General features: G+C 32.9%; 20 protein-coding genes and 1 tRNA gene. 10 read left to right on the forward strand and 11 right to left on the reverse strand.

Annotation, left to right across the window (positions count from 1 at the left end):
- The first annotated feature begins 324 nt into the window (after positions 1–324).
- Together AC3QL1_RS15310 and AC3QL1_RS15315 are read left to right on the forward strand one after the other, a co-directional pair.
- Entirely contained in the window at positions 325–1,140 is an 816-nt protein-coding gene (locus tag AC3QL1_RS15310; protein ID WP_492492675.1) for a hypothetical protein, read from the forward strand.
- A gap of 148 nt (positions 1,141–1,288) precedes the next feature.
- A complete protein-coding gene (locus tag AC3QL1_RS15315) occupies positions 1,289–3,652 on the forward strand; it encodes an arylsulfatase (protein ID WP_492492677.1) in 2,364 nt (787 codons plus the stop codon).
- Positions 3,653–4,299: 647 nt separating this feature from the next.
- Here AC3QL1_RS15315 and AC3QL1_RS15320 read toward each other — a convergent pair.
- The 4 genes from AC3QL1_RS15320 to AC3QL1_RS15335 all read right to left on the reverse strand — a co-directional run bounded on the left by AC3QL1_RS15320 (position 4,300) and on the right by AC3QL1_RS15335 (position 9,281).
- Entirely contained in the window at positions 4,300–5,097 is a 798-nt protein-coding gene (locus AC3QL1_RS15320) for a DUF8693 domain-containing protein (protein WP_492492679.1), read from the reverse strand.
- A gap of 690 nt (positions 5,098–5,787) precedes the next feature.
- The gene (locus tag AC3QL1_RS15325; RefSeq protein ID WP_492492680.1) at positions 5,788–6,198 is read right to left on the reverse strand and encodes a response regulator; all 411 of its coding nucleotides are present in this window, start codon (positions 6,196–6,198) and stop codon (positions 5,788–5,790) included.
- Complete coding sequence (locus AC3QL1_RS15330; RefSeq protein ID WP_492492682.1) at positions 6,192–8,486, reverse strand: PAS domain-containing sensor histidine kinase; 2,295 nt, start codon at positions 8,484–8,486, stop codon at positions 6,192–6,194. The genes AC3QL1_RS15325 and AC3QL1_RS15330 overlap by 7 nt, the downstream gene beginning before the upstream one ends.
- Before the next feature lie 33 nt (positions 8,487–8,519).
- Positions 8,520–9,281 (reverse strand): LytR/AlgR family response regulator transcription factor, encoded by a 762-nt coding sequence (locus tag AC3QL1_RS15335; RefSeq protein ID WP_492492684.1) that lies wholly within the window; start codon positions 9,279–9,281, stop codon positions 8,520–8,522.
- Positions 9,282–10,012: 731 nt separating this feature from the next.
- On the opposite strand from AC3QL1_RS15335, the gene AC3QL1_RS15340 reads away from it, so the two are divergent.
- The 5 genes from AC3QL1_RS15340 (at position 10,013) to AC3QL1_RS15360 (ending at position 14,515) form a co-directional block, all read left to right on the forward strand.
- On the forward strand, positions 10,013–10,456 hold the full coding sequence (locus AC3QL1_RS15340) for a MarR family winged helix-turn-helix transcriptional regulator (protein ID WP_492492686.1): 444 nt from the start codon (positions 10,013–10,015) through the stop codon (positions 10,454–10,456).
- The gene (locus AC3QL1_RS15345) at positions 10,446–10,943 is read left to right on the forward strand and encodes a GNAT family N-acetyltransferase (RefSeq protein WP_492492688.1); all 498 of its coding nucleotides are present in this window, start codon (positions 10,446–10,448) and stop codon (positions 10,941–10,943) included. The genes AC3QL1_RS15340 and AC3QL1_RS15345 overlap by 11 nt, the downstream gene beginning before the upstream one ends.
- Positions 10,944–11,923: 980 nt before the next feature.
- Complete coding sequence (locus tag AC3QL1_RS15350) at positions 11,924–12,790, forward strand: chromate resistance protein ChrB domain-containing protein (protein WP_071637746.1); 867 nt, start codon at positions 11,924–11,926, stop codon at positions 12,788–12,790.
- A gap of 62 nt (positions 12,791–12,852) precedes the next feature.
- Entirely contained in the window at positions 12,853–13,350 is a 498-nt protein-coding gene (locus AC3QL1_RS15355; protein WP_071637747.1) for a hypothetical protein, read from the forward strand.
- A gap of 1 nt (position 13,351) precedes the next feature.
- On the forward strand, positions 13,352–14,515 hold the full coding sequence (locus AC3QL1_RS15360) for a chromate transporter (protein ID WP_492492690.1): 1,164 nt from the start codon (positions 13,352–13,354) through the stop codon (positions 14,513–14,515).
- Between the two features lie 268 nt (positions 14,516–14,783).
- On the opposite strand, the gene AC3QL1_RS15365 is transcribed toward AC3QL1_RS15360, so the two are convergent.
- A tRNA-Arg gene (locus AC3QL1_RS15365) sits at positions 14,784–14,857 on the reverse strand.
- Positions 14,858–14,970: 113 nt separating this feature from the next.
- Between AC3QL1_RS15365 and AC3QL1_RS15370 the strand changes: the two genes are divergently transcribed.
- Together AC3QL1_RS15370 and AC3QL1_RS15375 are read left to right on the forward strand one after the other, a co-directional pair.
- A complete protein-coding gene (locus AC3QL1_RS15370; protein ID WP_492492692.1) occupies positions 14,971–15,483 on the forward strand; it encodes an adenine phosphoribosyltransferase in 513 nt (170 codons plus the stop codon).
- A 31-nt stretch (positions 15,484–15,514) separates the two neighbouring features.
- On the forward strand, positions 15,515–16,285 hold the full coding sequence (locus tag AC3QL1_RS15375; protein ID WP_492492694.1) for a hypothetical protein: 771 nt from the start codon (positions 15,515–15,517) through the stop codon (positions 16,283–16,285).
- 25 nt (positions 16,286–16,310) lie between these two features.
- Here AC3QL1_RS15375 and AC3QL1_RS15380 read toward each other — a convergent pair whose 3' ends face one another.
- From AC3QL1_RS15380 to AC3QL1_RS15395, 4 genes are all read right to left on the reverse strand, one after another.
- Complete coding sequence (locus AC3QL1_RS15380; RefSeq protein WP_492492696.1) at positions 16,311–16,955, reverse strand: response regulator transcription factor; 645 nt, start codon at positions 16,953–16,955, stop codon at positions 16,311–16,313.
- Positions 16,945–17,604, reverse strand: coding sequence for a sensor histidine kinase (locus tag AC3QL1_RS15385; RefSeq protein ID WP_492492698.1), 660 nt, complete (start codon positions 17,602–17,604; stop codon positions 16,945–16,947). The genes AC3QL1_RS15380 and AC3QL1_RS15385 overlap by 11 nt, the downstream gene beginning before the upstream one ends.
- A 98-nt stretch (positions 17,605–17,702) precedes the next feature.
- Entirely contained in the window at positions 17,703–18,350 is a 648-nt protein-coding gene (locus tag AC3QL1_RS15390) for a hypothetical protein (protein WP_492492699.1), read from the reverse strand.
- Positions 18,351–18,358: 8 nt separating this feature from the next.
- Positions 18,359–18,796 (reverse strand): hypothetical protein, encoded by a 438-nt coding sequence (locus AC3QL1_RS15395; RefSeq protein WP_492492701.1) that lies wholly within the window; start codon positions 18,794–18,796, stop codon positions 18,359–18,361.
- Between the two features lie 257 nt (positions 18,797–19,053).
- On the opposite strand from AC3QL1_RS15395, the gene AC3QL1_RS15400 reads away from it, so the two are divergent.
- A complete protein-coding gene (locus tag AC3QL1_RS15400) occupies positions 19,054–19,881 on the forward strand; it encodes an N-acetylmuramidase domain-containing protein (RefSeq protein WP_492492703.1) in 828 nt (275 codons plus the stop codon).
- Positions 19,882–20,137: 256 nt separating this feature from the next.
- Here AC3QL1_RS15400 and pheT read toward each other — a convergent pair whose 3' ends face one another.
- Positions 20,138–22,558: a phenylalanine--tRNA ligase subunit beta gene (gene pheT, locus AC3QL1_RS15405; RefSeq protein ID WP_492492704.1), complete on the reverse strand. Its 2,421-nt coding sequence runs from the start codon at positions 22,556–22,558 to the stop codon at positions 20,138–20,140.
- Between the two features lie 319 nt (positions 22,559–22,877).
- Positions 22,878–23,741, reverse strand: a complete 864-nt coding sequence (locus AC3QL1_RS15410) for a bestrophin family protein (protein ID WP_492492705.1) — start codon at positions 23,739–23,741, stop codon at positions 22,878–22,880.
- Positions 23,742–23,744 lie beyond the last annotated feature (3 nt).

The raw sequence follows: 23,744 nt of genomic DNA on the forward strand, positions 1-23,744 counted from the left end.
CTCGGAATATATTTTGTCTTTTTGTTTGATTATGTGATAGTTATGATTTAAATTTGGTAAGTTTTTACTTAAAAAATAGTTGATTTCTGGTTTCTTTATTTTTTATCAATATTCGATAAATAATTAAAGCTAAGAAATCAAGTGTTGATGTATACGATCCTGAATTAAGTAACCAACTGCAGCAGCAGGCCAAGTTCTCTACTGCGAAAGTTTCTTAAATACTTTATTTCAAAAGTTAGCTGTAAATATTCTGAGGTTTAAACATAATGTAGATGCAGAATCTTTCGGTAAAGCTGCAAAGTTAATTTACTAAAGGTTATTTTTATGAAAATCAAAAATCATTTTAAGATCTTTCTGTTTGTTATATGCCCTATTTTTTCATTTGTTTCTAATGCCCAGGAAAAATCTCAAAGCAGTGCCCAAGAACTGGCAGATAAACTTTCGAATCCAGTTTCTAATCTTATCAGCGTACCATTTCAAAATAATGTTGATTATGGCATCGGAAATTTTAACGGATCAAAATACACGTTAAATTTTCAGCCTGTAATTCCTATTCCACTTAGTCCGAAGATTAATCTTATTACCCGTTATATCATTCCAATAGTAGACCAGCGTGATATAACAGGTGAAGGAATTAGTCAGTTCGGCCTTAGCGATGCAACGGTTTCAGCTTTTTTTGCCCCTTCAGATATGAAAAACGGACTTATATGGGGAGTAGGTCCTGCATTTTTAGTTCCAATTGGAACTAATGATTTTCTAAGTACGCGAAAATGGGGGATTGGTCCGTCTGTACTTTTGGCGAAACAGAAAAGCGGGCTGACATATGGTTTTCTTGTCAATCAAATATGGTCTTTTGCAGGTGATGAAAATCGCAGTGATGTAAATCAAATGTATTTCCAGCCATTCTTTTCAAAGAATTTTAAAAGTGGGGCAGGTTTAGGACTGAGTTCAGAGATGACTTTTAATTGGGAGGGTAAAACAACTTCTATATTTCTAATACCTCAGGTTACTGCAGTAACCAAATTGGGAAATCAGCCTATTTCATTGTCCATAGCACCAAAAATTCCAGTTACAGGGCCAGATGAAACGAAACCTGATTTTGGCATTAGAGCAAGTTTGACTTTTGTTTTTACTAAATAAAGCAGCATTTTTTAATAACAAATACAGGCTCATCATTAGATTTAGATTTGAAAATTCTATTAAAGCAGTAACTAGATTGAAACCATTGAAATTAATTTGAATTAGTAAGTAATAAAAAATGACGTTGAGATTTAAAGCAGTAAATATCATGAAAACAGTAAAATTTAAAATTGATATTCCAATTCTTAGCACTTTTGTGCTATATGCTAGTCAGGTAATTGCGCAACAAGGCACTGTATTACCAGATAGAAGACCTACTATATTTAAGGGAACCATAACGGAAACCTATAAAGAATCAAAAGCAGATTTTTCGATGACTCGTGAAGCTCCTTCAGATGCTCCCAATGTGATTCTAATATTACTTGACGATGTCGGCTTCGGGGCATCATCTGCTTTCGGAGGTCCAATCCCTACACCAACAGCGGACCGGTTGGCTCAGTCCGGACTGCGATATACACAATGGCATACCACAGCGCTTTGTTCTCCCACTCGTGCAGCGCTTCTCACAGGTAAGAACCATCATCAGGCAGGTTTTGGTGTGATCTCTGAGATTGCTACCGGATTCCCAGGTTATGATGCGGTGATGCCTGATAACTCAGCTACTATTGGAACCATTCTTCGCGACAATGGGTACAACACAGCCTGGTTTGGAAAAAACCATAATACACCTGATTACGAAACAAGCCAGGCAGGTCCATTCACACAATGGCCAACTGGTATGGGTTTTGAGTTTTTTTTTGGATTTAATGGAGGTGACTGCAATCAATATACACCCCCATTGATAGAAAATACCAGACCAGTTTTGCCTCCTGTGAATGATCCTGATTATAATTTAACAGCGGATATGACAGACCGATCAATAGCGTGGATACGCAACCAGAAATCTACTGCTCCCAAAAAGCCATTCTTTGTTTATTTTGCTCCTGGCGCCACCCATGCCCCGCACCATGCTCCTAAAGAATGGATTGATAAATTCAAAGGGCAGTTTGACAAAGGATGGAATAAGGTAAGTGAAGAAACTTTTGAGCGAATGAAAACCAAGGGTATCATTCCTCAATCAGCAAAATATAATCCTATACCCGAAGAAGCAGGCGTTTGGGATAAATTGAGCACCGATCAAAAAAAAGTATATGAACGGATGATGGAAGTGTATGCCGCTTATCTTGCTTATGTAGATTTTGAAATAGGGCACTTGATGGATGCCGTTAAGGAAATGGGTATTGAAGACAATACACTTGTTATCTATGCTATTGGTGATAATGGAGCAAGTGCAGAAGGAGGACTTACCGGGACACTCAATGAAGTGGCCGCCGATTTTAATGACTATCGACCTGATGTAGTGCAGGATGCTTTGAAGCGCTTTGACGAGATTGGTGGTCCTACAACATATAATCATTATCCGATTGGGTGGGCGATGGCAATGAATTCTCCCTTAAAATATGCAAAGCGAACGGCTTCTCACTTTGGCGGCACTCGAAACGGTCTGATTATTTCCTGGCCGAAAGTCATTAAAGATGGAGGAGCAATACGTACACAATTCAGTCATTGTAACGATATAGTGCCGACCATTCTTGATGCAGCTCACTTGCCTCAGCCTAAAGTTGTAAACGGTATAGAGCAAACCCCTATGTCTGGTGTAAGTATTGTATACACTTTTGCAGCCGCGAATGCCAAGGTACCCACACGACATACAAAGCAATATTTTGAAATGGGAGGAGCACGTGCTATTTATGATAATGGCTGGGTAGCTGCCACAAACCACGGCATAACACCATGGACTGAGATGCAGCCCAGCATTCCTTTTGATAAAGATACATGGGAACTTTATGATACCAACAATGATTTTACAGAGCATGACGATTTATCCAAGTCGAACCCTGAAAAGCTGAAAGTACTCAAGGCCGCGTTTAGTGTAGAAGCTAAAAAGTATAATGTGCTCCCACTAGATGATCGTGCAGCAGAACGTTTCAATGCAAAAATAGCTGGCCGTCCACTTGGTCCGATTGAGGGGCTGAAGCATTTTACCTATTATCCTGGTATGATACGGCTTCCAGAAGGCAGTGCGCCCGATATAAAAAACAAGTCTTTCACTATAACCTCAGAAGTTGAAATTTCTAACAACAACGCCGAGGGTATTTTAATTACACAGGGTGGCTTGTTTGCCGGGTGGGCTTTAATGGTGGTGGAGGGTAAACCAAAGTTTGTTTATAATTGGTTGCAGGAACAAACAACCACTATTACTGCTAATGAACCACTATCGCAAGGAAAGCATACCATCACTTTCGACTTCACCTATGATGGCGGCGGTCCGGGTAAAGGAGGTAAAGGAGTATTGATGATAGATGGTAAGTCTCAGGCGGAGGCACATATAGAAAAAACTGTACCATTCCGCTTCTCTCTGGATGAAACTATGGATGTAGGTGAAGATACCGGGTCGCCTGTATCAAAAGATTACAAAGTACCATTCAAATTCAATAATACTCTCAAAAAGGTCGTAATAGATTTAAAATAAGATTTTAACTTTCAAAGGTACTTTCCTTTGAACTTATATAAGAATTGGGTAATCCTTAATAGGACTTCGAATCATCGTTCAGCTTGGATTAATTCTCTAATATCGCCACTTTAAGACTGTTTATTTCAAACAGACTAAGAATTCCTTTTGAAAAAATCGAATCACAAATTTTGGGACGTAAAGGTTTGAAAAATCTGTACATTAGAGCATAAAAAAAGAGACAACTATTTGCTAGTTGTCTCTTTGAGTGACCTTACTGGACAATTTACAAATCATTTTATGAATGATTTAAAGAAATTAGCTTATTTTCAAGTAAATTTGTAAGATAATTATCTTTGTTTTTGTTTCAAAGCGGTTTGTATGTATCGTAAGGGTTTAACGTTAAAATTTGTTCATTTCACGAGACATCATTCATATCATTATCATTGTATAATTATTTTTGAATAGCTTCTATATTTTTTATTTCACTTCTTCAAAATCTCCGGGTTTCCAGCTTCTGTTAAAAGCAGCGCTTTGGGCCATTTCCTATAGATTTTAGAAAGAAGAAAAATAATATTAATATAATTCTATTATTTTGTTGAGCTGATATCAGTTTAATATTTACTGCATATTTTTAAAAATTGTCTGTAAGAAATTAATAGCGAATTTTAATTACCAGAATTAGAAATAATGATTTTCTGAGTTATTTTTGCATTATCGGCCGTCATGAATATTGCAATGTATACTCCAGCACTTAATCCTGAAGTTGAAAAACTAAAGTTTTGTTCGGCCCCTAAATTATCTTTTGAAATAACAGATTTTCCAAGAATATCATAAAGTCCAAATGATTTCATAATTTCATTATTTGGATTTGTGGCATTTAAAACCTGGCTTTTATTGTCCTGACTAATAAAAAAAACACTTCTGACAACATTATTTGTTGCCAGTGTGCCATTATTATTAGTAAAACTTATTTTAAATCGTCCTGTATCTTTTCCAGGTTTAACTACAACCTGATATGGTGTGTTTCTAATATCATGATAAGACATATCAAGTGCATCGTATATATAAATTGGCTGTGTATCATCAAAACCATCAGTTTCAGAGATATAAAATTTAAATTTTGTACTGACAGCTGCTTTTGCCGAAAGCGGAATTTTTTTAGATAAATTAAAATTAAGTCCCTGAATTATGTAATCTTCATTTTCAATCCAGAAAGAAATGTCCTGAGGAAAATCTACATCTGTATTTTTTACATCAATACCGCCATCTACGCCGTCTGTGGCTTCAGAATCAAAAACTAATTTTAGCTGTCGTGTAAACTCATTGTTTATTATAGTATTGAGTTTAATATAAGGTATTAGAGGAGGCGGAGGAGGTGGTCCATCATAATTGACACCAAGATGTATTTGGGAAAAACTTTGAAAAGAAAGCAAAATAGATAGTAATAGTAAAGATTTTTTCATATTTTCTTTTGGTTAAATTATAATACTTATATCGCATTTTAAAATTAAAGGCACTCATTTTTTGAAAATGCTATAACAAAATATGACATCTGCTGTAAATAGTAAAAAAGCATTGAGTCAATATAAGACATAACTGATTCATCGGCTAAATCGGGAGGAGGAAGATTTGTTGCTCGGGTTGTTATGGGAATAAGAAAATTTAAATAGTAAGCTAGTTTTTTCATTATTGGGATAACAGTTTATTACGCGAAAAAGATTTGGTAGATTGTACAAAGCAATGTTTTGTAACAGCTTGGACAAATTAAAAGGAATGCATTTTAAATTAAAAGAGAGAAGTAATAACTGATAACTATATGATATAACCGTTTATCCAAGAAATCGATAAGATGAAAATTAGCGGGGCTAACTAATGCTACAGATGAAGGAATTATTGTAAATTTTTAAACGGGCAACTAGTCTCATTACAGGAAAGACAAACTAGAAAACTAGAATAAATGCAGTTTTAAATCCTGCCAAATTGCTGAATAAAGATTGTAAGAGTTAAGAGCTCAGGCTGTGTTATAACTTGATCACATTTAAAAAACAGCAATTGTAGTAATTTTTAAAATCACTACGATATTGCCAGCAGAGTGCTAAAGTATAAAATCCTGATTTGAGTTATTTTATTATTTGCAATTAATACTTTAGTAACTATTGATTAATAATTCGGTCGAGAAATTCTTTGGTAATCGGTTTAACATGAAAAGCAACCACATTCTTATTATTGTTTGATTGAGCAATATCTTCATTATCTATTGTTGAGGATACGATATAAGTTTTGCAATAATTTTTCAAATTAGTTGATAATGTATCATATGCTTCCAGAAATTCAAATCCGGACATTAAAGGCATGTAGATATCCACAAAAATTATTTGAGGTAATTTTGAAATATTTTCTTGATTCTCCTGTAGATATTTTATGGCTTCTTGTGCTTCGGTATAATGCAACACATTTTTTCCAAAATTATTCTTAGTGACCATACGTGAGATAATATATAAATCTACCAAGTTATCATCAATAATCATAACTGTCTCAAATTTTGGGTCTAGTTCTTTTAACATGGTTTCAAATTTTTTAGCGTGACATTAAATTTGGTGCCAGTACCTTTTTCTGACTGTACTTCTATGGATCCCTGTAATATTTCTACTGCATCTTTAACGATATATAAGCCAATACCTGAGCCATCTTTGCCCGAAAGACGAAAAAACATATCAAATATTTTTTTATGATATGCCGGATCAATTCCTATCCCGTTGTCAATTATTGAAAAGTGAAGATTTTCATGATCTGAATATCCAAATATTTTTACAAATCTGTCAGTTTCCTCTTTTTTATGGTATTTTATGGCATTGGAGATTAGATTTTTTAGAATTGTTGTAAATCGCAGCCTGTCTGTGTAAAAAGGTTTTTGTTCCTTGATTACAATATCAAAACGAATTCCTTTTGCTTCTTTCATTCTTTGAAGCGAATCTACTATGTCAAGTATCATTTCATTTATCGGCATCGCTACGACTTCAAGCCCTGTACGGTTATTTCGCGAATAACTTAAAATATTTTTTATAAAGTCATCAAGACGATTGATACTGATCCGTATCAGTTCGGCATGCTTAAGAGTGTCAATTTCCTTGCTTTCAGTTTCAATAAAAGAGATCAGACCAAGAATAGAAGTTAGAGGGGAACGAAGATCATGTGACACACTATATACAAATCGATCCAGTTCTGCATTTGTTTTGATAAGCTCCCGGTTTCTTTTTTCCAGATTTGTTTCTGCTTTTTTACGATCAGAGATATCATTAGAAAGAATTAATCTTGCTGCAGTTCCTTCATACACAATATTATGGGCAATAATTTCAACAGGAATAATAGTGCCGTCTTTCTTTATATGATTCCATATTCCCCTGTTATAATTCGATTTAGTAATATTTGAAGTATCACTCAATTTTATGAAATGAATTTTATCATCATTTGGCCGTATGTCCAAAGCAGTCATCGAAAGAAATTCTTCACGGCTATATCCGTATTGCAGAATAGCCATTTTATTGACATCCAGAAATTTATAAGACACCAAATCAATAATCCACATAGGCATCGGATTGTTGTCAAAAAGATACCTGTATTTTTTTTCACTTTTCCTCAGCTCTTTTTGTGCCAGTTTCATTTCTGTAATATCAGAAAGTACAATAACAGCTCCTGTTATTTCGCCATCAGCATTGTGAAACGAAACCGGATAGGGCAATACATTGCGCTTATCTCCATTCGGGCGTTCTATAATTATTTCCTTACTAAGAATTGGATCCCCTTCTTTTAGTACTGCAGCCAGTGAACATAAATTTAGCGCCTCAGACTGCTTTTTATTATCACTGCTATTCCATGAATGATACCATAAATCTTTTCCCAGTTCAGGCTCTCTTCCCCATAATACAGCTGCAGCCTTATTATAAAGCACTATTCGTCCTTCGGCATCGCAAGAGTAGGTGGCAACTGGCAATTTATGGATTAGGTCTCTATACATTTTTTCGCTTTCTTCAATTTTCTTTCGCGATAGAACCTGTTCTGTTACATCGTTGCCAAAAATAAATATGCCGTCAACATTATTATTAGCATCCCTGCGCGCCTGAAAAATAAAATTTAAGTAAACATCTTTGAGTTTTCCGTCGCTACACCGATCAAATGTGATAAGCATTTCATTAGCAGAAAAACTTTCCCCTGTTTGATATACATGATCTAAAATTTCAAAAATGCCTTGCGTTTCAAGTTCAGGTAAAACTTCTTTTACTGGCTTCCCAATAATATCCTTCTTATCAATTAATTGCAGATAAAGTTCATTTGCCAATTCATAAACATGGTTGGGACCATTTAAAATTCCCATATATGAAGGTGCCTGCGAATATATATTAAAGAATTGCAGTCTTTCAATTTCAAATGCCTTTTCAATATTTTTTTTCTCGGTAATATCTCTCCCTATGCAATAGCATAATTTTTTAACATCATCTCTTACAGCAGACCATTGCAAATAAATAATATCGGTGTTTTTGTGCAGGAACTTTTTTTCAAATATAGGTAAGTGTGTCTCGGTGCTAAAATCAAAATTTTCATTTATGCCAGTATTCTCATCAAATAAAAAATCACTGTATTTTTTACCAATTAATTCTTCAGGTTTATACCCTAAAATACGTTCAGAAGCTTTATTTACCCACACAAATTTTCCCTCTTCATCACAAGAGCAAATTAGATCCATTGAAAAATCTAAAATTTTACCAAGGTCAGCTAAATGTTCTTCGAAATGATAAGAAGTATTATCATTTTTTTCTTTTGCCGGTTTGCTTTTTGAAATAGTATGAGTACTCATTTGCTTGTAATTAAAGTTAACGTATGTTGTTTTTTAATCTTTAAGTTTTATAAATTTATTAAAATCATCTTGTCGTCTTTTGGCAATTGGCAAAATTACTCCATTAGCAAGTTCGCAGAAATAGCCGTCTTTTTTTGAAATTTTACTAATATGACGAAGATTGATAATATAAGAATGGTGTATTCTGAAAAAATAAGTGTCATCCAGAATGGCACTGTATTCACCCAGATTTCTGCTTGACATTATCTTGGCTCCGTTACTTAAAATAAAAACGGTATACTTTCCATCTGCCTTACAAAAAGTAATTTGTGACATGGGGATAAGTTCTATTTTTTCTAAAGAAGCAACGGCAACATAGTCGTTTTTTTGATTAATAGTGTTTGAAATAGTTATGTTGTTAATTTTTTGATGTTGATACGAACGCTCCATTTCCCTTCTTTTAATTACTTTATAAATAGCCATTATTATCGAATTAAAATCAATTGGTTTTAGTAAAAAATCAATCGCATCATGTTTAAAAGCTTTCACAGCATAATCCTTATTTGCTGATATAAATACCAATTTCGGAATACTAAATTCTAATTGTTTGAGCATTTCAAAAAACAGGTTATCGGTAAGATAAATATCCAGAAAGATAAGGTCGGGTTTTTTCTCTTTTATTAAAATCATGCCGTCTTTTATACCATCAGCGTTACCAATTATCTCGATAATCATAGTGTTTTCTTCCTCAAATTTTTTTAAGATTTGAAAAGTTTCTTGTTCCTCAGATATGATTATGGCATTTATTGGGGTCATCGTTTTTTTTGCTTTTATGGATCAATTCAAAAATTTAGTTCCGAAACTTAGAAATGAATATATTGATTGTTAATTGTTTGCTGATACAGCAGCTGTTGTATTTTAAAAGATAAAGTACAGAACATTTCGTACAACTTTTACAATTTGATTATCGGATTTGCCGAAAAGTAATAAATGGATAAATAGGAGTATAAGTGTTTTAAATTGGCGTGTATGGATGCATCGCTGCTATTTTTAAACTGGACAGCGTAACAAAACCATCAAAATCTAACGGTACTGGTTATTGTCAATCCGTCAGTAGCGTGGGGGCATTGCTGTTCTGGAGAAATTGAAAATGGCATTTTTAATTGTTTCTATATTGCCAATTTCTAAGGTAATGATGTGACGGAAAAGATGTATTTTATATCTTTTGCATTATTCAATTGCCATATTATATAAAAATTAATCGTTCTTTAATAAATTTATTTTTTACAAAATAAGAAACATTTGGGAGTATATTTATAGGATATAATACTTCATTTATAGGACTATTGTCTCTTTAACAAAATTTTGTATTTACTATTTATTTTCATTTCCGCAGCATATTAGATAAAATCAGATACATATTTTGCGGCTTTTTGAGCAACACATGTAATAAAATTTCTTTTTACTATTTAATCTTATCTAATGCTAGTATAAAAAAAATCTACAAAAATACTTGCTTTTAGCAAGTATTTTTGTAGATTTGAAAAATGAAGGAAGATACAATAAATAGTTTTAGGGAATTCAACAGATTTTACACAAGAATCATCGGTGTAACAAATAATCATATATTGGAAAGTAAATATTCGCTTACTGAGGTTCGAGTTATGTATGAGATTTATCACAATCCGGAGATTACGGCAAGACAGATTAAGGAAATTATTGAGGTTGATGAAGGATATCTAAGCAGGCTAATTAAAAAATTAGTAAAACAAAATATTATTAAAAAGGAAAAGTCAGATACTGACAGTCGAATATCAAGATTGTTATTGTCAGAATTAGGAGAAGAGATTTTTTTAAAACTTAATCAAAATTCATCTGATAGTATAGCAAAATTAATCAGTCATCTGAATTTAAATGAGAAGGCAGAGCTCTTAGCAAATTTTCAAAGCATAAAAACATTATTAACGAAAGGAAGCAAAAATGAACATTGATGAAATTAAAATAAGAACGGAGATAAAACCTGGAGATTTAGGTTTTGTGATTTACAGACATGGCAAACTATATGGTGAGGAATATAATTATGGAGTGGGTTTTGAAACGTATGTAGCACTTGGATTGAATGAATTTTATGAAAATTTTGATGTAGCTAGAGATTGCGTATGGATATGTGAGCATAATAACAACATAGTAGGTTTTGTTTTATTAATGCATAGAGAAAGTAATAGTGCTCAACTTCGATATTTTTATCTTGAGCCAGAATATAGAGGCATCGGGCTTGGAAAAAAATTAATGAATCTTTTTATGGCTTTTTTAAACGACAAGGGGTATAAATCCGCCTATTTATGGACTACTCATGAATTGTGTGCAGCTGTAGCACTATATACAAGACATGGTTTTAAATTAACCGAATCTAAAGAATCGATGGCTTTTGGAAAACCCCTGAATGAACAACGATATGATTTGATCGAGATTAATTAAAAAAAATGTTTTTAAATATTGGGACCTAAGCCATGATGCAATTAATTTATTGCCATGATAAACGCGCATAATGGATTTGGTATTAGAGAACATGGAAAATATGAGAATAAAGCTATTCTTTAAGTTGTTTAATTAAATCATATCTGACCAGACAATATAAGCTTGTAAAAATGGTTCTCTCGCATCTATGACTAAGTTTTATCTCTGGTTTTTCAAAGCTAATAAACTATGAATACTAAAGGTCATTGTTATCCGAAATATGTAATCCTTCAGGCAGTGTATTTTAAATTAAGATTTACACTTGTCTATGGTGACGTTGAGGAAATAATGAAAATTAGAGAAGTGTTTGTGGATCATGCTACGATTAAGCGCTGGGTTCATAAGTTTACATCTTTCCTTAAAACTATTTTTAGCAGCACTTCCCGCTATTAGTTCTAATCTTTTGTACAGTATCCCGGAACAAAAGGATTTCACTGCTATCGGGGCTAGGGCTGCTGAGGAGCCCGTCTCTTAGACTAATAAAAAATAAGCAAGGTTAAAAAAATAGCGCCAATTGTCTTCAATTGGCGCTATTTGGCTTGTTGTGACCCTTACTGAACAATTTACAAACCATTTTATGAATGATTTGAAGAAATTAGCCTATTTTTCTATTGATTTCTAAGATAATTATTTAAGTTTTTTAATTAGAAGCGGTTTGTATGTTAAGTAAGGGTAAAAACTTAAAATTTGTTAATTCTTGTGATTAAGAACTTTTAGTTGAAGATTTACATCTAAAAATTAATTGTATCTCAAGAAATTTTGAGTGCTAAATTTAATTTGTTTTTATCATATTATTCTAATCAAAATTTAGTGTCAACAATATAATTAATAAATCAAATCTATATTAGACTTCATCATGATCATTTTTGAAACATAATAAAATAAATGTAGATTAGCATTCGATTTGAAACAGATTTTTTTCAATACAGAAATTATTGCAAATGAAATGGATTACCAGAGAAAGACCTAAGATAGACCGAATCGCATGTCCGTGGCTGATTAAGAGATTTGTGGATAAGGATGCAGAATTTATTTATGTTCCGTATAATATTGTTTTGGCGAAAGCCAAAGAACTGAGTGCTATTCCGTTTGATATTCCCGATGTTGAATATACACATTACAATGAGCAATGTACTTTTGATTTTATTATAAAAAAACATAAGATTAACGATCCTGCTATTTCAATTATAGCAGATATTGTTCGTGGGGCTGATACAGACAGACATGATATTGCTAAAGAAGCGGCGGGGCTTTGGGCTGTTTCTGCTGGACTTTCTTATAATATTCAGGATGATCATAAATTATTGGAATCAGGAATGGTAATTTATGACGCTTTATACAGTTGGGCAACGCATTTGTATAAGCAGAATCATCTGCAAAACAGTCCTTTTGAGAATTTACTGCATGAAGTTTATAATAAGTTTTTAAAAGAAAAAAAATCTGCCAATAAAACACCATCCTGGGTTAAGGATTTAAAAGAAATTATTCAGGATCAAATTGACGCTCAGTTTGCTTTTGATTTAAAGAAAATTTCAAACGACCTTGATTTGAATCCGTCTTATCTGTCAAGAGAATTCTCCAAATATTTTGAAGATTTGAATTTTGGAGAATATGTTAGAAAACTCCGTATTGAAAAAGCGATAAATCTGATTGAAAATTCGACTTATTCATTAACAGAAATCGCGTATATGACTGGTTTCTCAGATCAAAGTCATTTTACTAGAATTTTCAAGCTTCATACGGGCAAAAATCCATCCTCTTATCGAAAAAAAATACAGAAAAGTAATTCAGATACAAAAGGTAAATAAGGTTCTATTTTTTGAGAATCAATACTTTTAGTTTTGTTTTTAATTCTAAAAAAAACAAAAAAATGTATTTCAAATTTACTCTTTTATGTGCCTTATTTACATCTGTTTCAGCTGCTTTTTCACAAACTACATATCCGAAAATAACAGGTTATTTTGGTGTAATGCATCCTATAGTTACAATTAGTGGTGATGAAACCAATGTAAATTTCAGAGATTATTATGCCGTTGGATTTCCAACAGGAATCAACATTTGGAAAAGTGAAAAGATCGGATTTTCTTTAGAAATAGTTCCCAATATAAAAGATGATAACGGATCAAGTAAGGTAACAAATCTGACCTTCCATCCAGGAGTTCTGGTGGCTTTGGGTAAAGGATATTCCTTTGCTGGCCGCGTCGCTTTTGAATCGGGTGGAAGATATGGCTTTACACCTGTATTTAACAAAACCATAATCAAAAATAAAACATGCAGCTATTATGCAGCTGTACCGCTTCCGGTTCGATTCGGCAATGATCATACAGCTACTTTTACAGTAGGCTTTCAATTTGGAATAGCTTTTTAAGATGCAAACGAATCCAGTATACAGCTTAAAGCAAATAACCCTATATTTTCTTAAACTTGGTACGACAGGTTTTGGCGGCCCTGTTGCATTAGTAGGTTATATGTATAAAGATTTGGTCGAAAACCGTAAATGGGTTTCAGAAGAAGAATACAAGCAGGGTTTGGCTTTAGCCCAGTTAGCACCCGGTCCGCTCGCAGCGCAATTAGGAATTTATCTGGGTTTTGTTCATTATGGATTTTTAGGCGCAACCTTAGTTGGTTTTGCTTTTATACTTCCATCGTTTATAATGGTAGTCTTGTTAGGAATTATTTATAAAATATTTGGAGGTTTATCATGGATACAAGCCGTTTTTTATGGTGTTGGCGCCACAGTTGTTGGTATTATTGCGCTCAGTTCGTATAAGCTTACATTAAAATCGGTAGGTGAGTTCAGCTTTAATTCTCTTAAATCAAAATGGCTGTTGTGGCTATTTTTTATTCTGGCGGTTACAGTAACATTCATAACAGAAAAAGAACATGTACTACTCTTTATCGCTGCCGGACTTTTGTATATGATTATAAAAGCTCCTCCTAATTGGTGGAATTCAAAGACAACAAATTTTATTATAATTTTTCAGATGGTCGTATGGGATTTTGAAGAATCTAATTTATTAAAATTGGGTATTTTCTTTGCCAAAGCAGGGACATTTGTTTTTGGCAGCGGACTGGCAATTGTTCCTTTTCTGCATTCCGGAGTTGTATTGGAAAATCAATGGCTAACCGAGCAACAGTTTTTAGATTCAGTTGCAGTCGCTATGATCACACCGGGGCCAGTTGTAATAACAGTTGGGTTTATTGGATATTTAGTTGATGGTTTTCTAGGAGCAGTTGTTGCGGCTTTAGCAACATTTTTACCTTGCTATTTGTTTACGATTCTTTTGGCACCATATTTTAAAAAAATTGCAGAAAATAAATCAGTCAAGGCATTTGTCGAAGGAATTACTGCTGTAGTTGTGGGTGCATTGGTCGGTTCTGTAATTATTATAGCAAAAAGAAGTATTATAGATGTCCCTTCATCACTAATTGCTGCAATAACTATTTTAGTTTTATTTTTTTACAAAAAAGTCAAGGAGCCTTACCTTATTTTAGCAGCTGGCATTGTGGGGGTAATCATCAAGCTAATATAGGATGCATTTCGACATTAAGCATTTTTTAAACTTTCTTTATGATAATTTCTCCCTTCCACTTATTTTTTAGATAAACTAAAATTATTGTTAATATAAAATAAGATTTTTTTTAATCTTAATGTTTATAGTACTTTAGAACGGTTTGTATCCTGTAGAGTTAACTCTACAAATTTACAAACCGCTTAATTTTTCGATGTAAAATATGGTTAAATAGTACCAAAATGGCCAAAAAAAAAGCTAAAACTCTCGTTTTAACTTTTTTTAAGAGTGACCTCGACTGGATTCAAACCAGTAACCTTCTGAGCCGTAATCAGATGCGCTATTCAGTTGCGCCACGAGGCCTTTTGTTTTCAATTCAGCTATTTTTTGTAGCTTTGTTGATTGCTGTTAGCGGGTGCAAATATAGGCATAAATGTGATATATACAAGAAGAAATTAACATAAAAATGAAAAAAAATGAAGATTGAAAATTATATACGTGATATTCAGGGGTTTCCAAAAGAAGGAATTTTGTTTAAAGACATAACACCGTTGTTAATTGACCCAAATGCAAGAGAAGAATGCCTGAAAATATTACTAAATTCGCTAAACGGACAAAAAATTGATAAGGTAATAGGAGCAGAGAGCCGCGGTTTTTTCTTCGGAATGTTATTGGCAGATCGCTTAAATGCTGGTTTTGTGCCCGTGCGTAAACCTAAAAAACTGCCTTTTACAACAATATCAGCATCTTACGAATTAGAATACGGAACAGATTCATTAGAAATACATATCGACGCCATTAAAAAAGGAGATAAGGTTTTAATTCACGACGATGTTCTCGCAACCGGTGGAACCGCAAAAGCACTTGCCGATTTAGTAAACGAACTTGGAGGCGAAATTGTTCAGTTTAACTTTTTAATGGAACTTTCTTTTTTAAATGGGAGAGATAAAATAAAGGATAATCCTATATTTGCTGCAATAACCTATTAATAAACCCAAATCTAACTAAAACAACCTACACATGAAACAACTATATTGTTTGGTCTTGCTTACAGTATTATTTTCCTGTAAAGACAAAGAAGCAGCGTCTGAAAACCTGAATAAAAATGTTTTAAAAGACAGCACAGCCATCAAAGAAACAGCAGACAAATCTTCAGATTTAAATTTGAAAAGCAATTTAAGACCAGCTGAAAAACTACAGCTTCAGCAGGAATATAATGATAATGTAGAGTTTGTAAATTTTGATGGAAACGGTGATTATGCCTTATTTACAGTTCAGAAAAACAATAAGCTAATTTCGCTTTATACTGATCTTGCGGCTGTTAAAACATTTAAAAGAGGTGATCTCCTTGATGTTTCCTGGAAAATGGATACTATTTATGAAGCCGGAGAAGGAGAAAAACTGGAATTTGCAGAATGGCTCGTAAATGCCAAAAAAGTAAAAGACGGCAATGTAAGTTTGTTTCGAAAAAAACATCCAAAACAAATAAAATATTATACGGATAAAGAAGATTATACCGCTGATTTTAAAGATTACCTTTATGAAGAAGTAGAATATTATCTGGCAAATTCTCAAAACGAATTGGTAAAAAGCGCCATAAAAGATCCAAAAGCTGATTTAAGTTATTCCATTGAAGAAAAAGACAAAGATGGACGTTCGTATATCGTTTTAGGAATTTCGAACGATTTTGAGCATCATACCAATATAATTCAGTGGCTGTATCTGGATAATGAAAACAGAAAACTATACGAATACGATTTACCCAATGATAAATTGATTCAGTTTGATTAAAAAAATTAAAATTGTCTTAGTCTCACTAAACTAAGACAATTTTGTTTTTAATAGCGTATAAAACCAATCCTATTCTGGTTTTAATTTCAAGTTTGTCAAACAAACACTCTCTGTAGCCATCAATTGTCTTGGGGCTTAAACACATTTCGGAAGCAATTTCCTTGTATGTTTTCTCGGTGCAGGCGTGTTTGATAAAAACGATTTCTTTTTCCTTTAAATTGATTTTTTTCGGGTCGTTATTCGCTTTTTTGACTAACATTCCCGAAACTAATTCGGTAAAATAAAAGCCTTTTTCGATAACGGACATGATACCATCTTTAAAAATTTCGGGCGAAGTATCTTTCAGTAAATAGCCTTTGGCGCCGTTGGTAATCATTTTTATGATAACTTCTTCGTCATCGTTTACAGACAGCGCAATAACTTTAAGGTCGGGCCTGTTTTCTTTAATCCATTTCATGGTGCTAATGCCATCTAAAACAGGCATATTAACATCTAATAAAATTAAATCGACATCTGTATTTATATTTTCCTGTAAATAGGAAATGAATACTTTTCCGTTTTCAAAGCGATTGATAACTTCAAAATCTTTAAAGCTATTTATAAGAAGTTCAAGTGATTGTGAGAATAATAAATGATCATCTACTATAATAATTTTGTTTTTAGGTTTCATCGGATTTAGTTAAGGGATATTCTAAAATTACGGTTGTTCCTGTTTCATCTGAGTGCATCATTAATTCTGCTCCAATTAATTTAGCTCTTAATTTCATATTGCTTAATCCCTGGCCTGAATTTGTTTTATTGAAGTCATAACCAATTCCAAAATCTTGTATTTTCAGGCAAAAAAGAGCAGCAGTTGTTGTAATATTCACTTCGAATTTGTCACTGTGCGAATGTTTCAGGCTATTGTGTAAAGCTTCCTGAAAAATTCTGTAAATAAACAAATCGTGTTCCTCGTTAATTTGGGGTATTTCTCCGGAAAGAGTGTATTTGTATTGAATTTTTTTTAGCTTTTTTATACGCTCTAAATCTTGTTTTATGGCTTCGATAAAATTGCTTTGCAGTAAATTGTCTTTATTGATAATTCGGGATAAAATCCTGATTTCGTCCAGCGATTTGGCTAATATATCTTTTAAATCACTTAATTCATTTTGCTGAATGGGTTTTTCGCTGTTGAGATACATATTAAGCTGCATAATGCCAACAGAAACGATTTGACCAATATTGTCATGCAATTCTTTACTTATTTCAGAAAGAGTCTGATCTTTAATTTCGATTCTGGTTTTAATTAACTCAGATTGAAAATAAAGATCAGCTTCCATCTTTTCAACTAGATACGTATTCTTTTTCTTCAAAAAATAAAAGAATAAGACAAGCAAAATGACCAGTAAAGTTAAGAAAACTATACCTAACGAAATGACTAATAGTTGTACTTCTTTTCGCTCCATAAAAATCCAATGATAAAGCAAGTATGAGTAAATAAATTCAGAATAAACAATACTAAGCTAAATATTGAATCATCTTGTTTGATTAAAAACCATTTTATGGCAAGCATGAAAGGTAAAAAAGGCACGTGAAAAACCAGAATTCCAAGGATATACCAAAAAAAAACTGATTTTTTAAAGTTTAATATTTTATCTGAATTAAAAATCTCTACCAAATATAAGCAAGATAATATCATAACTACCAGCACACCAACGGCAAAACTATAAATAAACGAGTTATTGATGTCTTTTTCAAAATATAAAAGATTAAGAAAAAAAGAAAACACAAACAAGACTAAGAACAATACCGCTGATATTTTGTTATTCCGTTTTAGTAAAAGGCTCCTGAGAAGCAATATGTAGGCCGAGAAACTGACAAGCATGTAAAAATTATATACATAATAATTTAATAAACCTGTCCAGTAAGTAAAATAATAGCCAACAATTTCTATTAGTACCGAGAACCAAATTAAAATAACTAAAGATTTTGCTTTACCGCCAGGGAGTTTGTGAAACGAAATCAAACCGATAATCCCTGATAATAAAGCAAAATAGATGACATAAGATCTTAAAAATTCAAACATAATTTTTTTTAATATATTAAACTTGGCGGTCTGCCAATATTTCCATAATTCATTGGTTCAAGGCTTTGTATGTCACTTGGTGCATCATCTTCTATGGCAACAAAACTTTGAATTTTTGCAGTGTTTAATGCTTCTAATTTTTTTCCGGTTGGTACTAAAAACAATGTAGTCTGTCCTGCTTTTTCTCCATGTTTTTCGTCTTCAGGATAAACTCCAAAATAAAAGCGTATGCCATCAACATTGTAACCTTCTTGTACGCCTTGTGTTTTTACATAATGAATGTAGCTTTCTAAAGCTTCTATCGAATACCAAATGGCATTTGCATCTTCTTTTTTAACAGATTTGCCGGTTTTTAAATCAGCTTTCTTTTTGTTGTAATTTAAGTTTAATACCTGAGCAAATTCTCTGGTAATTAACTGACTTGGTTTTGCGGGTGGATTTTTCATGGTTTAATTCTAATTAGTTAAAGGTTTAGTTAACAATATTTTTATTAAATATTTGTGCCAAAATTATTTTATTGATTTTACACATACAAGGGTGAATTTACCCTTTTTTCAGCAGGTAAATTTATTTAAATTTTTGGGTTAAATAACTGTTTTCTAATGTTTTATATATTATTAATTTTACATTGCTAATTTGGCGAAAAGAAATGAAGGAAGAAAAAGGCGTCAGCAATCTTCAAAATAATTATAAATAAAAAGGTATGAGAACTATAAAAATTGGTCTGAGATCAAATGAAGTTTATTACTTAAATGAACTTCTCGAAAAACTGAAATACAGCGTTATTGTTTCTGATTATTTTGGAGTTGAAACCAATAAAGCCGTCAAAGATTTTCAGTTAAAAAATAATTTAGTCGTAGATGGAGTTGTAGGCTTAAAAACATGGTCTGCACTTATTGAAAAAAGCAAACAGGAGTTTTCTTCCAACAGTAAATTACTTTCAGAAAAAAATCTTATTGATTTTTCTAAAGATCACAATCTTGAATTGGCTGTGGTTAAAGCGGTTAACGAAGTTGAAAGCGGAGGAAAAGGTTTTCTTGTAGACGGACGTCCAAAGATTTTGTTTGAAGGTCATATTTTTTGGAAAGAACTTGAAAAACGAAATATAAATCCGAATAATTATGCCAACGCTGGAAATCAGGATGTATTATATAAAAATTACACGAAAAAATATTATTTAGGAGGCGCCGCAGAATACATCCGATTGGAAAAAGCAATGCATATAAATCCGGATAAAAAGTTTAGCGACGCAGCAAAATCTGCTGCATCCTGGGGTTTATACCAAATTATGGGATTTAACGCAGTTTCTATCGGATACAAAACTGTAGACGATTACGTTAATAAAATGTATTTAAACGAAGGAGAACATTTAAAAGCATTCGGATTATTTTTAGAAAAGAATAACTTAATTGGTCTTTTGCGAAATAAAAAATGGGCAGATTTTGCTTCAAAATATAATGGACCAGGTTATAAAACCAATAAATACGATGAAAAACTGATGAAAGCGTATCTTAAATTTTCTGGTAAATAGTTTAAAAATAGTTTTGTTTCAGGTTTCAAATTGCTACACTTTAAACATAAATTTTACCGCAAAGTTCGCAAAGGTCTACGCAAAGAACGCAAAGCTTTATGTTTTAACCTTGCGTAAATCTTTGCGAACTTTGCGGTTAAGTAACATTCCAACAGCCTGAAACCTGAAACAAAACAAAACCTGAAACAATTTTAAAAACAAAACCCGACAAGTTCAAAAAAACCTGTCGGGTCCGGATCTGTATAAATAAAGATTTTTATCTTAAACTAGCTCCTAATTCTGTTTCGAAAGTCTGTTGTAATTTCGACATGATTTTATCAATCTGAGAATCTGTGAGCGTTTTTGTATTATCCTGAATGGTAAAACTTAATGCATACGATTTTTTGCCTTCTGGAAGTTTTTCTCCTTCGTAAACGTCAAAAAGGTTAATATCTTTTAAAAGTCCTTTTTCAGTTTGTTTGGCCAGATTATAAATGCTTTCATAAGTTGTATTATGGTCAATCAATAAAGCTAAATCACGGCGAACTTCAGGATATTTCGGAATTTCGGAATATTTGATTTTTCCGGTAATGATTTTTAAAACCAAATCCCAGTTAAAATCAGCATAATAAACATCTTGTTTGATTCCGAAATGTTTCAATATTGATTTTTTTACAACTCCCATTTCTACCAAAGTATCATTGTTGTAGCAAATTGAAGTTCCTTCTGAGAAAATATCAGACTGCACCGGAGCATTCGAGATTTTATCAATTCCTAAACGGGATAAAATTGCACTTACATATCCTTTCAATAAAAAGAAATCAGTTGGTTTTTGAGCATTTGTCCAGCTTTCTTTATTTCTGTCTCCGGAAATAGATAACGACAAATGTTTATGTTCTTCGTAACCGTTTAAATATTTATGGTAAGATTTTCCAAATTCAAATAATTTTAAATCTGAATTTCTTCTGTTGATATTGTATGAAATCGCTTCAAGACCGGAAAACAATAACGACTGACGCATTGTAGACAAATCACTGCTCAACGGATTTAACATCGTAACATTATGTTCTTCTTTTAAAACAGTAGATAATTTTGCATAAGCCGCTGTTGTTAAAGAGTTTGCCATCATTTCATGAAAACCCTGAGAATTCAATTGTGATGCAATTACATTTTGTACTTTGTAATCTTCAGTTCTTGGCGAATTGGCAACCGTAGCGTTGAATTTTTTAGAGAAATCAATATTGTTATAACCATAAACTCTTAAAATTTCTTCGATTACGTCAATTTCACGCTGAACATCAACACGATATGCAGGAATCGTCAATCCCAAACCAGAATCAGAAACACTATTTACTTTAATGTCTAAAGAAACTAAAATTTTCTTGATGGTATCTTTAGGAATTTCCTGTCCGATGATTTTAGAAACGTGGCTGAAATTCAGTAAAACTGAAAAATCTTCGACTTTTTTAGGATAAACCTCTACCACATCAGATGTGATTTTTCCGCCAGCCACTTCCTGAATTAAAAGTGCAGCACGTTTTAAAGCATATTCTGTAATAGTTGGATCAATTCCTCTTTCAAATCTAAAAGAAGCATCTGTATTTAATTGATGTCTTTTTGCTGTTTTACGAACACTAACAGCATCAAAATAAGCACTTTCTAAAAATATAGTAGTTGTTCCGTCAGTCACGCCAGATTTTTTTCCGCCAAAAACTCCCGCAATACAAAGCGGACCTTTTTCGTCGCAAATCATCAAATCTTCAGCATGCAATGTTCTTTCTACATCGTCAAGAGTTGTAAATTTCGTTCCTTCAGGAAGTGTTTTTACAATTACTTTTCCGGTAATTTTTGCAGCATCAAAAGCGTGTAAAGGCTGTCCTAATTCGTGTAAAACATAATTTGTAACGTCAACAATATTATTTTTTGGAGTTAATCCAATAGCTTTCAATCGATCTTGTAACCAGCTTGGAGATTCATGAACTGAAATTCCTGAAATGGTAACACCGCAATATCTTGGCGCTAAATGAGAATCTTCAACGCTAACGTCAATTTTTAAAGTACGCATATCCACTCTGAAATTGCTTACAGATGGCGTAATCAATTCAACATTAACACCACGTTGCAGCATTCCCGCTCTTAAATCACGCGCCGTTCCGTAATGGCTCATCGCATCAGCACGATTTGGCGTTAATCCAATTTCGAAAATTTCATCATTTGTTATCTGAAATACTTCTGCAGCAGGAGTTCCGGGAACTAAAGCTTCGTCCAGAACCATAATTCCGTCATGACTTTTGCCTAATCCCAATTCGTCGTCGGCACAAATCATTCCGTGACTTTCCTGGCCACGAATTTTTCCTTTTTTTATCGTGAATTCAGCTCCGTCTTTATCATATAAAACTGTTCCAATAGTCGCAACAGGTACTTTTTGTCCCGCAGCAACATTCGCAGCACCGCAAACAATTTGTATTGGCGCTTCAAGACCAATATCTACGGTTGTAACTTTCAATCTGTCGGCATCAGGATGTTTTTCGCAAGTCAATACATGTCCAACAACAACTCCTTCTAAACCACCTTTTACTGATTCGTATTTTTCGACAACTTCAACTTCCAAACCTAAATCTGTCAGTAATTCTGAAGTTTGTTCAGATGTCCAGTCTGTTTTAATAAATTGTTTTAACCAGTTGTAAGATATTTTCATGTTAACTTTTTTATTCTAGTATGAGGATACAAATATAAGGATTGCGTATTGTAGTAAGAAAGAAATTATTTGGTTTTTTCGTACTGTTTTAGTCTAATTTCAAACTTCTGATATTGAGTATTTTGTATTTTTAGCACTGCTATTTTATTAATTTAGCACTAATATAAAGCTTTGAGAAAGAATATTTAAATTCCGGTTCTAACTGAATATTAAAAAAGTAATATTCCGTTTCAAATTTTTGAATTTAGATTTGTAAGGAATTCACAAATTGTAGTAAAATTACAACTCTAAAGTTCTGAATCTAAGAATTAAGATTGCTTTAAATCAGTTCTTCAACGTGTTTTTTAATATTTTCAGAAATCTTTTTCGTAGGCAAATCATTCTCATCATCACCAAACGGATCTTCAATTTCTTCAGCAATAAGTTCTAAACTCGCCAAAACATAAAAGATAAACACCACAACAGGCGCTACAAGATATCCTAAACTTATAGAATACCCAAAAGGCAGCGTCATTGTATAAAAGAAGATGAATTTTTTGATGAAAGCACTGTAAGAGTAGGGAATAGGCGTATTTTTAATTCGTTCGCAAGCACCGCAGATATCAGTGAAAGATTGTAATTCTTCATTCAAAATAATCAATTGATCGCCTGAGATTTTTTTGGCATCATACAAATCATTGATTTTATGAAACATCATTCTTTTTACCTGATTTGGTTTGTGTTTATGATGGTCAATTTCTAAATCAACGTCTTCAAAAAGCTGTTTGCTGGTATCGACATCTTTTAAATGTTTGTGTAAAATATCAGCATAAATCGGAATAAATTTCCTGAAAAACTTCCTGTCATTTTCATCCTTAAGCATCGCCGAAAGTTTAATAGCAAGATTGCGGCTGCTATTAACGAGACCGCCCCATAATTTACGTCCTTCCCACCAGCGATCATAAGCGGTATTGGTACGGAAAACCAGCAATAACGAAATCACAAAACCAAGCATTCCGTGCATGATAGGAATGTTGTGTATGTAATCGTTTTTACCAAATTTAAAATATTCAACTTCGAGATAACCAACAATTGCGGCATATATTCCAATCGCAATCATGATTGGAAATAACTTTCTGACAGTGTCAGATTTATGAAAATGGAATATAAAAGTAAACCAGTCTTTGGTATTATATGAGATCATTTA

The organism is Flavobacterium sp. GW823-FHT04A11, assembly GCF_058796535.1.

Coding starts and splice junctions, on each gene's coding strand:
- AC3QL1_RS15310 (WP_492492675.1), top strand. CDS start 325: ATGAAAATCAAAAATCATTTTAAGATCTTTCTGTTTGTTATATGCCCT.
- AC3QL1_RS15315 (WP_492492677.1), top strand. CDS start 1,289: ATGAAAACAGTAAAATTTAAAATTGATATTCCAATTCTTAGCACTTTT.
- AC3QL1_RS15320 (WP_492492679.1), bottom strand. CDS start 5,097: ATGAAAAAATCTTTACTATTACTATCTATTTTGCTTTCTTTTCAAAGT.
- AC3QL1_RS15325 (WP_492492680.1), bottom strand. CDS start 6,198: ATGTTAAAAGAACTAGACCCAAAATTTGAGACAGTTATGATTATTGAT.
- AC3QL1_RS15330 (WP_492492682.1), bottom strand. CDS start 8,486: ATGAGTACTCATACTATTTCAAAAAGCAAACCGGCAAAAGAAAAAAAT.
- AC3QL1_RS15335 (WP_492492684.1), bottom strand. CDS start 9,281: ATGACCCCAATAAATGCCATAATCATATCTGAGGAACAAGAAACTTTT.
- AC3QL1_RS15340 (WP_492492686.1), top strand. CDS start 10,013: ATGAAGGAAGATACAATAAATAGTTTTAGGGAATTCAACAGATTTTAC.
- AC3QL1_RS15345 (WP_492492688.1), top strand. CDS start 10,446: ATGAACATTGATGAAATTAAAATAAGAACGGAGATAAAACCTGGAGAT.
- AC3QL1_RS15350 (WP_071637746.1), top strand. CDS start 11,924: ATGAAATGGATTACCAGAGAAAGACCTAAGATAGACCGAATCGCATGT.
- AC3QL1_RS15355 (WP_071637747.1), top strand. CDS start 12,853: ATGTATTTCAAATTTACTCTTTTATGTGCCTTATTTACATCTGTTTCA.
- AC3QL1_RS15360 (WP_492492690.1), top strand. CDS start 13,352: ATGCAAACGAATCCAGTATACAGCTTAAAGCAAATAACCCTATATTTT.
- AC3QL1_RS15370 (WP_492492692.1), top strand. CDS start 14,971: ATGAAGATTGAAAATTATATACGTGATATTCAGGGGTTTCCAAAAGAA.
- AC3QL1_RS15375 (WP_492492694.1), top strand. CDS start 15,515: ATGAAACAACTATATTGTTTGGTCTTGCTTACAGTATTATTTTCCTGT.
- AC3QL1_RS15380 (WP_492492696.1), bottom strand. CDS start 16,955: ATGAAACCTAAAAACAAAATTATTATAGTAGATGATCATTTATTATTC.
- AC3QL1_RS15385 (WP_492492698.1), bottom strand. CDS start 17,604: ATGGAAGCTGATCTTTATTTTCAATCTGAGTTAATTAAAACCAGAATC.
- AC3QL1_RS15390 (WP_492492699.1), bottom strand. CDS start 18,350: ATGTTTGAATTTTTAAGATCTTATGTCATCTATTTTGCTTTATTATCA.
- AC3QL1_RS15395 (WP_492492701.1), bottom strand. CDS start 18,796: ATGAAAAATCCACCCGCAAAACCAAGTCAGTTAATTACCAGAGAATTT.
- AC3QL1_RS15400 (WP_492492703.1), top strand. CDS start 19,054: ATGAGAACTATAAAAATTGGTCTGAGATCAAATGAAGTTTATTACTTA.
- pheT (WP_492492704.1), bottom strand. CDS start 22,558: ATGAAAATATCTTACAACTGGTTAAAACAATTTATTAAAACAGACTGG.
- AC3QL1_RS15410 (WP_492492705.1), bottom strand. CDS start 23,741: ATGATCTCATATAATACCAAAGACTGGTTTACTTTTATATTCCATTTT.